This is a genomic window from Sorangium sp. So ce1335, assembly GCF_051521615.1.
In the GTDB taxonomy this organism is placed as follows: domain Bacteria; phylum Myxococcota_A; class Polyangia; order Polyangiales; family Polyangiaceae; genus Sorangium.
In genome coordinates, this window is sequence record NZ_CP150363.1 from 8,570,063 (window position 1) to 8,585,820 (window position 15,758).

At 71.4% G+C, this 15,758-nt stretch carries 11 protein-coding genes; 7 read left to right on the forward strand and 4 right to left on the reverse strand.

Translation table 11 applies throughout. The features are described 5' to 3' along the window. The first annotated feature begins 133 nt into the window (after positions 1–133). The 6 genes from WMF24_RS31645 (at position 134) to WMF24_RS31670 (ending at position 5,431) form a co-directional block, all read left to right on the forward strand. Positions 134–1,558, forward strand: a complete 1,425-nt coding sequence (locus tag WMF24_RS31645; protein ID WP_437731147.1) for a hypothetical protein — start codon at positions 134–136, stop codon at positions 1,556–1,558. Between the two features lie 248 nt (positions 1,559–1,806). After that, on the forward strand, positions 1,807–3,012 hold the full coding sequence (locus tag WMF24_RS31650; protein ID WP_437731148.1) for a serine/threonine protein kinase: 1,206 nt from the start codon (positions 1,807–1,809) through the stop codon (positions 3,010–3,012). Between the two features lie 130 nt (positions 3,013–3,142). After that, on the forward strand, positions 3,143–3,610 hold the full coding sequence (locus WMF24_RS31655) for a peroxiredoxin (RefSeq protein ID WP_437731149.1): 468 nt from the start codon (positions 3,143–3,145) through the stop codon (positions 3,608–3,610). Positions 3,611–3,823: 213 nt separating this feature from the next. Then, entirely contained in the window at positions 3,824–4,369 is a 546-nt protein-coding gene (locus WMF24_RS31660; RefSeq protein ID WP_437731150.1) for a hypothetical protein, read from the forward strand. Between the two features lie 171 nt (positions 4,370–4,540). Beyond that, the gene (locus WMF24_RS31665; RefSeq protein WP_437731151.1) at positions 4,541–4,819 is read left to right on the forward strand and encodes a hypothetical protein; all 279 of its coding nucleotides are present in this window, start codon (positions 4,541–4,543) and stop codon (positions 4,817–4,819) included. 60 nt (positions 4,820–4,879) lie between these two features. Further along, positions 4,880–5,431 (forward strand): hypothetical protein, encoded by a 552-nt coding sequence (locus WMF24_RS31670; protein WP_437731152.1) that lies wholly within the window; start codon positions 4,880–4,882, stop codon positions 5,429–5,431. Between the two features lie 194 nt (positions 5,432–5,625). Here WMF24_RS31670 and WMF24_RS31675 read toward each other — a convergent pair whose 3' ends face one another. Beyond that, positions 5,626–6,438, reverse strand: a complete 813-nt coding sequence (locus WMF24_RS31675) for a hypothetical protein (RefSeq protein ID WP_437731153.1) — start codon at positions 6,436–6,438, stop codon at positions 5,626–5,628. Between the two features lie 69 nt (positions 6,439–6,507). Between WMF24_RS31675 and WMF24_RS31680 the strand changes: the two genes are divergently transcribed. Further along, a complete protein-coding gene (locus tag WMF24_RS31680) occupies positions 6,508–7,344 on the forward strand; it encodes a CHAT domain-containing protein (protein WP_437731154.1) in 837 nt (278 codons plus the stop codon). 146 nt (positions 7,345–7,490) lie between these two features. On the opposite strand, the gene WMF24_RS31685 is transcribed toward WMF24_RS31680, so the two are convergent. From WMF24_RS31685 to WMF24_RS31695, 3 genes are all read right to left on the reverse strand, one after another. Further along, positions 7,491–11,372: an effector-associated domain EAD1-containing protein gene (locus WMF24_RS31685; protein ID WP_437731155.1), complete on the reverse strand. Its 3,882-nt coding sequence runs from the start codon at positions 11,370–11,372 to the stop codon at positions 7,491–7,493. Between the two features lie 83 nt (positions 11,373–11,455). Beyond that, a complete protein-coding gene (locus WMF24_RS31690) occupies positions 11,456–14,794 on the reverse strand; it encodes a helicase HerA domain-containing protein (RefSeq protein WP_437731156.1) in 3,339 nt (1,112 codons plus the stop codon). A gap of 4 nt (positions 14,795–14,798) precedes the next feature. Then, on the reverse strand, positions 14,799–15,587 hold the full coding sequence (locus tag WMF24_RS31695) for a hypothetical protein (protein ID WP_437731157.1): 789 nt from the start codon (positions 15,585–15,587) through the stop codon (positions 14,799–14,801). Positions 15,588–15,758 lie beyond the last annotated feature (171 nt).

The following is a 15,758-nucleotide window of genomic DNA, read 5'->3' on the forward strand; positions in this document are numbered from 1 at the left end:
GGACGCCCACCGCGCACCCCTCGGCGCTCACCGCGCAGCCCTCGGCGCGCACCGCGCACCCCCCGGCGCTCACCGCGCAGCCCTCGGCGCGCACCGCGCCCGCACCCCGGGGCAGAGCGGTATGCTGCCGGCGATGGCACGGACGCTCGACGCGGCAACCTACGTGCTGCCCGCGCTCGGCATCGGGCTCGCCGCCGTCGTGCTCCTGGGACCGGGCGCCCAGCGCATGACCACCGGCGTGAGGGTGTGGGGAGCACCCGTCGTCGGAAGCGAGGCGCTGGCCCTCCGCATCGAAGGGGTGCGCCGGCTGTACGGCGCCGATGACCCGGCGGCGATACCGAGCATCGAGGTGAGCGCCGCGTCCGCCGGGGCGCCGCTCGAGGGATGGACCGGATCGATCGACACGGACGGCATCGGCGAGGCGCTGCTGCGCGCGCCGGACGGGCTGAAGGATCCGGTGGTCGTGCGGATCGCACGGGACGGCGAGGCGCTCCTGGAGGAGCAGGTGCCGCTCGCGTCGTCCTTCCCTGCGGAGGAGAGCGCGCTGCCGGGCGCGGGGCGCGCGGGCGCGCTGCCGGGCGCAGCGCAGGGGGAGCTCCGTGTCCGGGTGATGGCACCGCGGGGAGCCATGGCCGCGCCGTTTCCGGAGTGGGTGCGCGTCGTGGTCGAGGCCGAGGACGGGACGGCCGTCGCGGGGGCAAGCGTGGAGGCGAGCGCGGTCGGCGCGGACCTCGCCGGGCAGGGCAGCGGGCCGGTCGAGGTCACGACCAGCGCGCACGGCACCGCGGAGCTCGCGATCAGACCGCTGTCGCACGCCGTCGAGCTCACGGTGCGCGCGACGCCGCTGGGCGGGAGGATGGGGGTGCCGGGCGCGCAGGGCTCCTGGGAAGGGAGGCTGCCGGTGATCCCGGGCGCGATCTGGCTCGACCCCGGCGGGCTGAGGGGCGAGCGGCCGGCGCTGCGGCTCGTGTCGCCGGCGCCGCGGCCGCGGGCGTACGTGTCGATCGGGGGCGCGCGCGGGCGCCTCCTCGGGGCGGTCGTGCCGCTCGCGCCCGACGGCGCGGGCTTCTTCTCGGGGACGCTGGCGCTGCCGGACGGACCGGCGCGCGACGCGGCGGGCTGGGCGGTCGTCGCGAGCGACCCCTACGAGCAGGGCGCCGGCACCGTGGCCTGGCCCCTCGCGCCGGCAGCACGCCCCGACCCGCCGCGGCGCGTGGCGCTGCTCGCGGACGGGCTGCCGGCGGCCGAGGCGCGCGAGCGAGCCCGCGTGTCGCGGGCGCGGCGCGCGGGGCTCGCGGTGCTCGGCGCGGCCGCGGCGGCGCAGATGCTGCTGCTCGCGCTGCGGTCCCGGGCCGCGCGGCGCCGGCTGGAGGCGCACCTCGCCGCGGCGTCCGGCGGCCCAGGCGAGGACGGAGCCGCCGGAGCGCCGCTGTCCGGGGAAGATCGCGGCCGGCTGCTCGCCGCGGCGCGGGCGGAGCCGCTGCTGTCGGTGCTCGCGCTCGCGGCGCTCGTGGGGCTCTCGTTCGCGACGGTCGCGGCGCTCGCGACGTTCCGGTGACGCGGGGGGCGCCCGCGACGCTCCGGTGATGCGGGGGGGCGCCCGCGACGCTCCGGTGACGCGGGGAGCGCCCGCGACGTCCCGGTGACGCGGGGAGCGCCCGCGACGTCCCGGTGACGCGGGGGGCGCGCGACGTTCCGGTGACGCGGGCGCCGCCCGCGACGCCGCGTGGATTTCATCCGCGGCGCGCCCCGAGCCGCTAGACTGGGCAGACCCAACGGGACGGGGCGGGAGACGACGAGCAGGGCATGTCCGAGCAGCAGCGGTACCGGGTCATCAAGCGCCTCGCCTCCGGCGGCATGGCGGAGGTCTTCGTCGCGGAGAGCGCGGGGATCGAGGGGTTCAAGAAGCAGGTCGCGATCAAGCGCGTCTTGCCGCAGCTCAGCAAGAAGGAGCAGTTCATCGCGATGTTCCTCGACGAGGCGCGCCTCTCGGCGCACCTGTCGCACTCGAACGTCGTGTCGGTGTTCGACATCGGGGTCGGCGACGGCACCTACTTCATCGTCATGGAGTACGTGGACGGCGCCGACCTGCGCGCCCTCCTCGAGCACCAGAAGAAGGTCGGCCGCCCGATGAGCGTCGAGGTCGCCGCCTTCATGGCCGCGAAGATGTGCCAGGGCCTCGCCTACGCGCACGAGCTCGCGACCGCGGACGGCAAGCCGCTCCAGATCGTGCACCGCGACATCACCCCGGCGAACGTGCTCATCACCCGCTACGGCGAGGTGAAGATCGTGGACTTCGGGCTCGCGAAGGCGTCGAGCCAGCTCGCCGAGAGCGACGCCGGGATCATCAAGGGCAAGTTCGGCTACCTGGCGCCGGAGACGGTGCTCGAGCAGGGCGTCGACCAGCGCGTCGACATCTTCGCGCTCGGGATCATCCTGTGGGAGATGCTCGCCGGGCGCCGGCTCTTCCTCGGCGACTCGGACTACATCACGGTGCGGCTCGTGCGCGACGCGGTGATCCCGTCGCTCCAGCAGATCAACGGCGAGGTGCCGCGCGACCTGGAGCAGATCATCCGCCGCGCGCTCGCCCGCGACCCGGCCGCCCGCTACCGGACGGCGCGCGAGCTCGGGCGCGACCTCACCCGCTTCCTCTACCGCTACGGCCGCCCGGTGAGCGAGGACGACGTCGCCGCGCTCGTGGAGCGCGCCAAGGGCGGGCCCGCCCGGGCCGTCGACGGGACGCAGAAGATCGCCGAGCTCATCGACATGATGCTCCTCGAGTTCAAGTCGCTCACCAAGGAGCCGACGGCGGGCGGCAGCGGGCTCAGCCTGCTTCCCACCCTGGACGGCGCCAGCCTGCTGCACGGGGAGGAGCACGAGCCCTCGTCGCCGCCGCGCAGCGACGGGCCGCTCGGGGGGCTGGCCGATGAGCTGGAAGGACCGGAGTCGCTCCACCAGGACGAGTCGTCGTCGTCGGTCGCGGCCTGGTTCCGGGGGCTCATCCCGCGCTGATCCGGCGCGGGCGACGAGGTCGCCGCGCCGCTGGGCGGCTCGGCACCAGCGCCGGGCCGCAGCACCGTCCCATCACCGGTCACTGGCCGGGAGGAGCCACCCTCCGGCCCACAGAAGAGGCAAAGACAAGATGAGCGTTGAGATTGGAAAGCCGTTCCCGCGCTTCGCCCTGCCGAACCAGGACGGCAAGACCGTGAGGCTCGAGGACTTCGCGGGCAAATGGCTCGTCGTCTACTTCTATCCGAAGGACGACACGCCGGGTTGCACCATCCAGGGCAAGTCGTTCACGGCCTCGAAGGAGGACTTCGACAAGGCCAACATCGCCGTCGTCGGCGTCAGCGAGGACGACGTGGCGTCGCACAAGAGCTTCTGCAACAAGTTCTCGTTCACCATCGATCTGCTCGCCGACACGAAGCACGAGCTCCTCAAGGCCGCCGGCGTCGGACAGAGCGAGTGGAAAGGCAACCTGTACTGGGACCGGACGACGTTCGTCATCGATCCGCAGGGCGTGCTGCGGAAGACGTACCAGAAGGTGAAGCCCGACGGGCACGAGCAGACGCTCCTGAACGACATCGCCGAGCTCAAGGCCCAGGCCTGAGCTGAGGCGGAGCTGAAGCTGAGCTGAGGCGGAGCTGAAGCTGCGCTGAGGCGGAGCTGAAGCTGCGCTGAAGACCGCCGGGGAGGCATCTCAGGGATGCCTGGTGAGCCAGGTACGGCCAGCGGGGGGGAGCGGGGCAGCGGGGAAGGCAGCCCTGCACAAAGCCTGCTCTCACTGGATTTGCAGGAATCGCGCCCCTATCCTGCCGCCTTTGTGGTTGCACGCCCCCCTTTCGCGCCAGGTCGAATCGTACCGCTCACGGCGTTCGCGGCGCTCGCCCTGGCAGCGCTCGCGACCGCCGCCGCCGTGGGCGCCTGCGATGGCGCGGGGGGCGGCGGGGCCGGCGGCGCGGGCATCGGCGGCGCGGGTGGCTGCCCGACGGGGCCGCGAGAGGCGATGTTCACGATCACCGTGCGCGCGCCGGGCGGACCGGTCCCGGCGGACACGACGGTTCGCGTCGCCTGGAGCGCGGGAGAAGAGCCGACCTTCGTCCTGAACGACCCGACCACCTGGAAGACGCTCGACGAGGCCAACCTCGTGTGCGCCGTCGACCGCGCAAAGCCCCCTCCCGAGGCGCTGGAGGCGCTCATCTGCGAGCTGTGGACGGCGGGGGTGGCAAGGGTCGAGATATCGGGGACCGGCTATGAAGATCTCGAGCAGACGCTGACGCCGGTCATGCGCGAGAGGTGCGAGGACTTCATTCCGCAGAAGATCGATATCGAGCTCGTGCCGGCGGTGGACGGGGGCGTCGTGGAGTAGGCCGCCGGGGAGCCCGAGGGCGGGGTCGGCGCGCGTCACATCGCGCGGGGCATCGCGCCGCGCGCGCGCGCCGGCGGCACCTGCGCCGCTCGACCCCGCCGCGTCTGCCGCTCGCTGCTGTTCACCTCCATCGCAGCGTTCTCCGCGGGTGTCGTAGCCCTCTCGGCCGGCGTGTCGGTCCTGTCCGCCGGCGTGTCCGTCTTCCGGGTCCGCGCCCGAGGCGACTCCGACAACGGCGCAGGCGACTCCGACAACGGCGCAGGCGACTCCGACAACGGCGCATACCACTTCGACGACGGCGCATACCGCTTCGACGACGGCGCATACCGCTTCGACGACGGCGCATACCGCTTCGACGACGGCGCATACCACTTCGACGACGGCGCATACGACTCCGAAAAATCAAGGACTTGTCGCGGACTTACGTCGTATGCGTCAGGAGCTTGCTGACGCTTTGACCAGCTCGCCCGGTCGCCGTACGGTCGCCCCTTTCAGGAGGGAGGTATCCACATGCAGAACAAGGTAGGAAACGTTGTACCGTCGGAGAAGGTGATCCAGGGTCTGGTCGAGCAGCTCTCGGCGATCGAGGGCAAGGTGAAGGCGTTCACCGTCGAGCTCACAAGCGACGAGCGCAAGGCCACAACGAAGATGCGCACCGGAGGGGAGCCGATCGCCAAGCTCGTCGGGGACCTGGCCGAGGCGAACGGCGTCGCGCTGCCCAAGATCAGCGTCGACGGGATGAAGTCCGATCTGCTCCTGATCGAGCGCATGAAGCCGCTCCAGGCCGCGCTCGACGACCTCTCCCAGCGGATCGCCGACACCATCCTGCAAGCCCAGAGCGAGGCGTGGTGGGCCGCGACGGCCTACTACACGACGCTCTCGCGAATGGCCGCCGCGGACGCCAAGCTCGAGCGCTCGCTCAAGCCCGCTGTCGACTTCTTCGCGATCGGCCGGCGCAAGAAGCCGGCCGAGCAGCCGGCAGACAAGAAGCCCGCCGAGCAGCCGGCGGACAAGAAGCCCGTCGAGCAGCCGGCGGCGCCCCCCGGCAACGGCGGGGCGTAGCCGCCCCGCGCGCGCCTGAGCCGCGCGGCCGCGGGGCGCCCGCGCGAGCGCCCCGCTGGCGGCTGTGGGCACTTTCGAGGGCGAGCCGCCGTCCCCCCTGTCCACGCGAGGCGCCGGGGCCAGACGCCGCGCAGCCTGATCAACGGGCCACTCACGCCCTCACGACATCTTCCCGCCGGCGCGCCGAGTTGCGCTCAGAACGCTCGGCCCATCGAAAACCCGACGCCGTACGGCGCGGCGACCGGCGCTGCCCACACCGCGACCGAAGGCCTCGCGGAAGGACGAGGCCAGAACGTGTATGCAGCCGTCGCCGCCAGCAGAACGCCTCCTCCGATCAGCGCCGCCATCGCAGTGTTCGCCAGGCGGTCTTGTTCCTTCCGTAGCGACAACAGCTCGGCACATCGTCCCGCCTGCGGCTGCCTCGCGCAGGGCACACCCCCGGCCTCCAATTGGGCCAGCAGCTCATCGGCATCGCTCGCCGTCGCCGCCGACAGGAACGCCAGCGCCATGCCCGTTCCCACAGCGGCGCCGCCCGCAGCCGCGCCACCCGCGACGAGGTAGCCATTCGGCTGCCCCTCGCGCCCCGCCCCCGCACCCCGCGCCGGCGCTGCCACTACCGACGCGGCCGTCGCGTCCGCCTCCACCGCCGCGCCGTTCCCCTCCGGCACGCCGCCGCCGGGCTTCGCCGCGAGGCCGCTCCAGTCCTGCCACCCCTTGTCGACGATCGTCACCGATTCCTGCACGGGCTCGACCCCGAGGTTCAACGTGATGCTGACCGTCTGGCCTGCCTTCACGCCGAACACCGCCCCCCTGGTCCCGCGGGCGAGCCGCGCCTCGAGCGCGTGCTGCCCCGGCTCCACGAACAGCGGGTCCTCGAGAGGCCCGGTCCCCACGGACACGCCGTCCACCAGCACCTCCGCCGGTCCAGCGATCACCGAGACGTCCAATGCCCCGACCTTGCTGCGCGCCTCGAACTCGAAATAGAGCGCCAGCATCTCGTCCGTCACGACGGGGCGACGTCATCCGCGCGCGCTGGCGCTCGGCGCGGGCACCGCGGTAAGCTGCTCGCGCCCACGATGCCGCCGACCCGCCTCGATCTACGCGCACGCATCACGCGGCTTCTTCGCAGCGACGCCGATCTCGACAGCTTCGCCGGCGACCGATTCCCCGAGGCCAGCAGCCGCTTCACGGACGGGATGGACCGGGTGCGCAAGACGAACATCCTCCTCGACTACGCGGACCCGGGGGCGCTCGCCAAGCATCTGCGGCTCCTCGAACTGTCGCCGAAGGCGGCGGCGAAGCCCGCCGAGGACGGCCCCATCAAGCTGCTCTATCTCGCCGCCAACCCGACCTCGACGGACCAGCTCGGCCTCACCCGCGAGGCACGGCGGATCACAGACCGGCTCCGCGCGGGCAAGCCTCGGCGCGTCAACGAGATCGAGATCGTGCCACGCTGGGCGGTCCGGCGCAGCGATCTCCCGCGGCTGCTCCTCGAGGAAGAGCCGCACGTGCTCCACTTCTCCGGCCACGGCTCCGGCCGGACACGGCTCCTCTTCGAGGATGACGACGGAAACGTCGCGCCTCTGGAAGCGAAGGCGCTCGTGAGCCTGATCGGCGTCCTCAAGCGCCGCTTGCAGCTCGTCGTGCTCAACGCGTGCGACACCGAACCGCTCGCAGGGGCGCTGGTCAGGCATGTCGCCTGCGCAGTCGGCATGCGCCAGGCGATCGGCGACGAGGCAGCGGCGACGTTCGCCGAGACGTTCTACGAAGCCCTCTCCTTCGGACAGCCGATCGGGGCCGCGTTCCAGCTCGCGCGCATCGCGCTCGAGATGTCACACCTTCGTGAAGAACAAACGCCCGTCCTGCGGTTCAAGCGCGGCATCGACGTCGACGAGCGAAAGCTCAAGAGATAGTGTCCATCGGGGCGACGGGCGATGAGCCGCCCCCCCTCGATCATCACGCGGGAGCGTCGCGTGGTCATCGAGAGCGCCTCTCGAGACCTCCCGCCCCCGGGCGGCCGCCCTCGGGCGCACCGGGCCGTCCCCCTCGCCGCCCTCGTTCACTTCTTCGGGCGGCGCTTCCGCAAGGCCTCGATGATGAGCCTGCGCTCCCCGCAAGTGAGCAGGCACGTGACCTTCGCGATGCGATCCATCCCGTTCGTGAACCGTTGATAGACACCGGGGAAGTGGTCGGAGCAAAACGCCTCGAGATCGCTGTCGCTGCGCAGCACCTCCATGATATGGGCTCGCAGCTCGTCGTCCGGGAGCTCGCGCCCCGGCCGGGCAGCTCGCTTCCCGCTCTTGGCCAGCTTGTCACCGGCGCCGCCCTTGAGCGACGTATCTCGCAGGGGAGCTGGCCTGGGGGGTCGTCGCGGCGGCGTCGCAGGAGCGACGGCGGGGCGCGGCCGGCGCTCCTCCTCGTCGGCACGACCAAAGTCGGGCTGCACGTCGCCGCCGTCGAGCGGCTCCACCGCAGGATCGATCCAGTCGAGGATGTGCAACCCGCCCGCGCCGTCGCCGGCGAGGAACGTGCGGCCGTCCGGGGTGATCGCGCAGCCGAGGAGGGGCGTGTGCGCTTCGACGAGCGCGATGCAGCGCTCCTCGCAGAGATCCCAGACGCGGAGGGTGGTGTCCTCCGACGTCGAGATCGCCAATCGGCCATCGAGGGTCACGGCCACGCCGGTCACGATCGCCGTGTGGCCCCTCAAGGTGCTCACCTCCTGCCGCGTCGCGAGGTCCCACACCCTGAGCGTCATGTCCTCGGACGCCGAGATGACAAAGCGACCGTCCGGCGTCGACGCCACCGCGGTCACGCTCGCCGTGTGCCCGAGGAGCTCGAACAGCGCATCTCCGCTCGACAGGCTCCACACGATGAGCGACTTGTCCTCCGACGCGGAGATGACGAGGCGCCCGTCGGGCGTCACCGCCGCTGCGTTCACGCCGGCGGTGTGGCCCGTGAGCGTCTTCAGCTCACGGCCGGTCGAGAGCTCCCAGATCTTGAGCGACCGATCGCGCGACGCCGAGATCGCGAAGCGCCCGTCCGGCGTGACCGCCGCCCCGGTCACGCCCCAGGTGTGGCCGGGTAGCGCGCCATGCTGGCCGGTGGAGAGCTCCCAGACGCCGAGCGACTTGTCCTCCGACGCCGAGATCGCAAGGCGCCCATCGGGCGTCACGGCGACCCGCATCACGGGCGCAGCGTGGCCCTCCAGGGTGCGCACGTGGCTGCGGGTCGATAGCTCCCAGAGCTTCAGCGTGCAGTCCCACGACGCGGTGACCGCCCATCTTCCGTCGGGCGTCACGGCGATCCCGGACACTTCGGCCGCGTGCCCGTCGTGAGCACGGACCTCGCGGCCTCGCGACAGCTCCCACACCTTCAGGGTGTTGTCATGGGACGCGGACAGCGCAAGACGACCGTCCGGCGTCACCACCACCGCTGTCACGGGCTCGGCGTGCCCCTCGAGCGTGTGGACCGCGCTGCCGCTCGACAGCTCCCAGAGCTTCAGCGTGTTGTCCGACGACGTGGAGACGGCATAGCGACCGTCCGGCGTCACCGCCACGCCGTTCACCCAGCTCCTGTGCCCCTCGAGAGAGCGAATTTCTCGGCCGAGCCGTAGATCCCACACCTTGAGCGTGCCGTCCACCGACGCCGAGACCGCGAGCCGACCGTCCGGCGTCACCGCCACATCCATGACGCCGTCGACATGACCGGAGAGCGTGTGGACGAGGCGGCCGGTCACGAGATTCCACACCTTGAGCGTGCAGTCCTCGGACGCCGACACGGCGAGCCGTCCGTCGCGCGTCACCGCCAAGCCGTTGACGATCTGCGCATGACCGGAGAGCGTGTGGACGAGGCGGCCGGTCGCGAGCTCCCACACCTTGAGCGTGGCGTCCTCCGACGACGAGACGGCAAAGCGCCCGTCCGGCGTTACCACCACGTCCTTCACTGGCCCCGTGTGGCCGCGCAAGGTGCGGAGCTCATGCCCGGTGGCGAGGCTCCACACCTTGAGCGTGGCGTCCTCCGACGCCGAGACGGCAAGGCGCCCGTCAGGCGTCACGGCCACGCCGTTCACGTGCGCGGGGTGGCCAGCCAGCGTGCGGAGCTCGCACCCGCTCGAGATGTCCCACTGCTTGAGCGTCCCATCGTGCGACGCCGAGATGGCCGATAGACCGTCGGGCAGCAGGGCGACCGCCCACACGGACCTGGTGTGTCCGGCAAGCGTTCGCACCAGCGCGTCGGACTCGCGGCTGGTGCGGAGCCGCTCGCGCAGCCACATCGCTCCGCGCTCTTGCAGGACGGCCTCCGCCTGCTCCTGCACCTCTCCGATGCCCAGCTCGAAGCTGACGTTGCGGACCTGCTGGAGGAAGAACCCATCTCCGTGCTCGGGCGTCCACCGGCGCAGACAGTGCGCCACCCGATCCAGCGGGCGCAGCAGCCGCCGGAAACGCTCCCGCTCATCGGAGGCGGCGAGGGCCTCGCCCAGGCGCAGATCGGCGAGGACGGCGTCGAGCCCCCGCTCTCGGACCTCCGCCTCGATCCGGCCGATATCCCCGAGCGCCTTGCCGAGCCGTCGCGCGCAGCTCGCGGCGAACCTCTCCAGGTCGTCGATCTGCCTCAAGGCGAAGTCCCGCACGAGCGGGTGCAACCGGATCGCCCTGTCGCCCGGTGCCCCCCCGTGGGACACCTCTTCGGCCAGCGACCACGCGAACAGCTCGTTCAGCACCTCTTCGAGCGCGGCGATGTGGCCGACCTTCGCCTTGTTCGACAGCCCCGTGAGGTGCGCGAGCGTCGCCCACGAGACGTGCGCCGCGCGCTGGATCAGCGCCGCTGCCTTGAGCACGTCATAGGCCTCGGCGCGCCCGATCGCATTCCACTGGGCGCGCAGCGTGACCGTCACCATCGCTTCGTGCTGGAGGGGGGTGCGGAACGCGGCTGTCCTGGAGGCGTCCGCCGTGACCAGTGCTCCCTCGCTGGACAAGCGCGTGAGGTAGTCGGAGAGCGGGAGACCGGGCGACCTGCCGAGGTATGCCGCCGCCAGGGCGATCGCCAGCGGCAGGTGGCCCAGCGCGCGGCAGATGGCCCGCGCCACGCCGCGCTCCTCCGCGCGCTCGCCCTCGAGGAGGCTCCGCCGCGCATGGCTGGAGAGGAGCAGACGCACGGCGTCGTCCTCGCGAAGCTCTTTCAAGGGCACCGTCTCGAAGCCCGCGTCGGGGTCTTGCCGCTGCGTCGTGACGAGCAGCCGGCAAGGCAGCTCCCAGGGGACGATGCCAGCCGCGGCCTTGCGGAGCGCCAGCGGATCCACAATGTTGTCGAAGATCACCAGCGCGCCGGGGTTGTCGGCGAGGTGTTGCTCGAAGGCGCGCACCCGGCGTCCGGGCCGCTCCGCTTCGGACGCGGCGTCCTCGCTGAGATCGAGCCTCTCCGCGAGGTTCGCGAGCTCGGCCACGAGGGGCGCTGCCGCGTTCACCCAGTAGACGCCTCCCGGATACGCGCTCCGGTAACGGTGGGCGTATTCGAGGGCGAGCTGCGTCTTGCCGACGCCGCCCATTCCGACGAGCGCCGCGCGCTGGGTGCCAGCGGTCCCGGTCGTCAGGACGTGGTGAAGCCGCTCGAGATCGTCGTCGCGACCGAGGAGCGGTCCCTCCTGACGGGAGGGCACCAAGAAGGGGACCTTCTCCTCGACGAAGGCGCGGAGCTCCGGGTTATCGGGGTTCTTTCGGCGGGCCTGTTCGAGCAGCGCGTCCAGCCTCCCTTGCGCCCTCGCCCACTTGAGGAGCTCGAAGACGGCGGTCTGCAGGCTCCTCTCGGACGTGAGCGTGTCGAGCTGCTCGCCGAGACCGTACCACACCAGCTCTTCGAGCGCGGGACGGCTCGGGAACGCGTCGAGGAGCGCCTTCTGAAAGATCTCGATCCGCGCGTGGTCCCACTTCCTCTTCGTCCCCATGCCAGTACCTTCGCTCGATCGTTTCGCCGCGACTCGCCGCGTCCTCGAGGGCGTGGGTCGCCGCCCTCGACCTGCGCCCTCGCCTACTTCAGGCGCGCCCGCGACGCCTGGGCGCGCCGGAGGACGCCATCCTCGTCCGGAGGAGACGGGGGGTGGTGCGAGAGGCACATCGGCACCGCGACCTTGACCGGCGCCGCCATGCCGTTGCCCGCCAGGAAAAAGCGGCCCTTGGGCAAGGTCGCCACGTCGAACTTGGTGCCGCCGCGGACGCGGAGCTGCTCTTCGACGGTGGTAATCGCCGCCGGGGAGCTCGCCTTCCCATAGAACTGGGTGCTCGCGTTCGCGATCACGTTGTGATCGATGCTCTTCGGCGCCTGCGTGGCGAACACCACGCCCAGCCCGTACTTGCGCCCCTGCGCCACCAGCCGGATCAGGCTCTCCTTGCACGGGGTCGAGCCCTGCGACGGCACGAAGTCCTTCGCCTCGTCGATCACGAGGAGCCCGCGCAGCGGCCGATCGGGCGGGCAAGGATTCTTCTTCACCCACGTGAACAGCGTCATGGCGAGCTGGTTGACGAACTGGAGCGGCGCATCGAGCCCCGGCAGGCCGACGAGGCTGAGCACGGAGACGCGAGGGCGCTCGGAGCCGACGCCGAAGAGGACGCCGGGATCGAGCGGCTCGCCCTCCTCGTGGAGGAGCGGGTTCGTCTGCACGGCGGCGCGAAGCGAGTCCGTGAGGGCGGTCGCGACCTTGCGGGCGGTCGAGATCTTGAGGCTCGCCGCGTCGGGCAAGTCGCCCAGCACCTCGAGAAAGGCGGAGAGATCGCCGCCGCCCTCCTGCACGAAGAAGCGGAGCGCGGCGTGGAGGATCGCGCGCGCCTTCTCATCGGCCTTCTTTCCCGCCATCGCGGCCAGGGTGGAGGCGGTCATCGCGATCGCCTGGGTGAGGTCGTCGGGGTCTTGCGCGACGGCGGCGAAATCAGGGATCAGGCCGAGGTGCAGCGGATTGCCGCTCGATCGCCCGGGCGTCCACACGATCACGTCCGTCTGCGCGTGGTAGCGGGCCGCCTTCTCCGCGTCCTCGGCGGTGAACGCATCGGGGCGCTCGGGCCACGGCTCGCCGAGCCGGGTCAGGTCGTTGGCGCCGTCGACGACGATCGACGGTATCCCCAGCAGCGCTGTTTCCTCGATCAGGCGCCGGAGCAGCACCGTCTTGCCAGATCCCGCGCCGGCGAGCACGACCACGTGCTGTTTGAGGTCCTCGGCCGGGATCACCTGCAGCGCGCCCAGCCGCTCGCCGATGACGTGGTGGCCGACAGCGACGACCGGCCGCGCCGCCGGCGCCGCGGGAGCCACGTGACCCGCCGGTGAGGACACGGACAAGGTCACCGCAGCTGTCGCGACGACCGTCGTCGCGGCGGCCGTGGGCGACGCGGCGCGCGGCGGGGACCCGGGCGCGGCGGCCGCCGCACCGGCCGCGGCCGCCGGAGCGGCGGGCGCCGCGGCGGCCACCGCGTTCGCAGGCGCCGCGGCGTGCGGAGAGCGCGCGAGCCAGTCGACCACCGGCTTCATGAGCGCGAGCTGAGAGGCGGGGCGGCGTTCGCGCAGCCACGGCTCGAACGTGTCGCGCTTCACGCGCTTGTCCCCGCGCAACGCGACCAGCGCGGCCAGCACGCGCAGATCGCCCTCGTTGGCAGCGGTCAACTCGGCGCCTGCGGCGCGAGCCTTCGCCATCAGCGCTGTCGTCTTCGCGCCGCTCGGCACAGGGGCGTTGCGCACCAGGACGAGCTTGCGAAACTCGATCTGCCGGTCGATGCCGGCCGCGGTCACGGCCGCCGTGAGCCGGGCCTGGAAGGCGATCGCGTTGTCCCGCGTGAGCGCGCGCAGGCAAAGGTGTCGCTCGCGATCGTGGTGGGCCGTGAAGATCTGGCGCACGCGCGCGTGGAGCGCCGGATAGTTGCGCTGCTCGCCGCTCTGGGCGTCGATCACGATCTCCACGTCAGGATCGGGTGTTTGCTCGGCGACCACGAGCTCGCACCCAGCGCGCAGCAGGTCTCCCAGCTCATCTTCACCGTCCGGCTCGATGACCCCCTTCAGGCTCTTGACGGACGCGCGCAGGCGCTCGAGCTCCGCGTCGAGCCAAGCGTGCTCGCGCAAGGTGGCTTCGCTGGGCGCGGGCGCGATCTTCGTGCTCCGCGGCGGCGCCTCCTCGGCCACGAACGACGTGAGCTCACTGACCCGCTCGTCATCGAGGCACTTGCGGCGGTGCTGCTCGCAGCGGCGGAGCAGGTCGCGCGGCGACTTCCCCCCGTCGGCGATGGAGGCGAACGCAGAAGGCGCGAAAGGCCACCGAGGATAAGGAGGCGTGAAGCCGATCCGCTTGTAGCCGTCGTCCAGGCGCGCGCTCACGAGATCCTCCGCCATCGCCACGTCGGACAGGTTCACGAGGATTCGCGGGTCCTCGTAGCGATGCGTCGTCGACTTCAGCGCTGTGTCCTTCATCTTTTTCCATGTCTCGTAGAGGCACGCCACGACCGTCAGCGTCCGGCGGGTCACGTCTCGGAGCTCCATCAGCCCGCGCCCTACGCTCTCGATGATGTTGCGCGAGATGATCTGCCGGGCCGTGTGCTCATCCGGAACGCTGCTCGCATCGGCCAGCAGGTGGTGCTCGGTGACGATGGCGTCCAGTTGATCGATGGCGATGACCGTCGGGCATCGCAGGCTGGTGAGCCAGGACAGGCCCTCGACCACCGCGCTCGGCCTCTTCTCGCGGATGTTGAAGTCGAACTTCTTCATGTCGCTCTCGTCGACGCCGTGGCCTTGCAGCCAGGCGTATCCGAGGTTCGACAGCTCCATGTCGTCCGAGTTGAGGAGCACGAGGGCGCGGAGCGTGTCGGCGTGCTTGAGCGTCTGCGCCCGGTGCGCGCGCCCGAGCCCTTGCACCAGCGCGTCCATTTCATTCACGAGCTTCGGCGGGCGAAGCGTGGCCAGCTCTCGCGTCATGGCCGAACCGTCGCCGCCGCGCACCTGCGCGGCGATGTGCTGGACGATGAGCTGACCTTGCGTGCGGTCTGTCGCGCCCGCAGGTCTCTGGAGCGAATCGATGAAGCCGAGGAGGACCGTCTCCCAGAAATCGTGGACGTCCGTCATGTGGACCAGGACGAAGCTCGCCGGCACCTTGAAGATCTCCCGCCGGATCGCGGAGAGCATGTGCGTCTTGCCGATGCCCGCGGGACCGACGAAGACCCAGCCCAACGGCGAGCCCGTCTCCTGGCTCTCGGCCATCGAACGGACCTTGGCGAGCACCTCGCGCCGCCCCCTCTGGTGCAGCGAAGGGACGTCGTACCGCGGATCCTGCCAGACGCTGTCGAGGTTCTGCGTGGACTGGAAATCGACCGCTTCGAACGCTTTCAACGCATCCATCGGATCACCTCGTGATGCAAAACAGATCACGCCGCTCGCCGGAGACCTGGAGCGCCGCCGCGTCGTCTTCGGGGCGAATCCGCTGCGGGTCGTCGATGGGATAGAGGACCGCGCCGCCCTGCCGCTGCATCTGGCGAAGCGCCGCGTCGACGGCGTCGGCAGGCGCGTCGCCGAGCTGCGCGCGGAGCTGCGCGAGCCGGACGAACTCGTTCAGGACCCCGCCCGTCACCCGCAGGTACGCCGCGCGGATCGGCGCCTCGAGCGCCGCGGGCTCGACGGCGCGCAACGCCGGCGCGCCGAGCGGCTCGTGCGGTGTCGAGGCGCTCTCCGCCGGCTCCGGCGCGGCGGGCCGCGGCCGCAGCAGATGATCGAGCGCGAGGCCGTGGACCTCCATGTACCTGGCGAGCCTGGCGAGGAGCGCCTCCAGCACCGTCGCCGCGGACGGGGTCCGCGAGAGCACCGCCGCGAGCCCCTGACCGTTCGCCCACGCCCAGCCCTCGTCCGCCACGTGGAATTTCGCACCGTACGCTGGGTCGTTCTTCCGGGTGCCTGGCTCAATCGTGATCAACCGCGCGCCCTCGAGCGCCTTCAACGTGGCCCTGTCGAGCGTCACCTTCTGCTGCGACAGGGGCTTCCCGTCGCCGGTGAGCAGCAGCGCCCAGAGAGCAAACGCCTGCTTCCCCGTCAGGCCGCCGTTCGCTCGCTCAACGTCGCTTGCCGTTCGCTTCTGCCGTGCGGGTCGCGTTCGTTTCCTGGTCGCGCGTCTCTTGTGCGCGTTTGCTGTCGTCGTCATGGCCCCTCGGGGTTCACGGTCTGCAGCGCCGCGAGCGCTCCCACGGCTCACGGCCGGGAACTGCCATCGCTCAGCTGGCCGAAAAGCTCAACACCCATCACAACGCCTCGCCGCAAGAGCGCAACGCGCCTGAGCCATACGAGCCCGCGTCATCTCCGTCCGTGCGGTAAC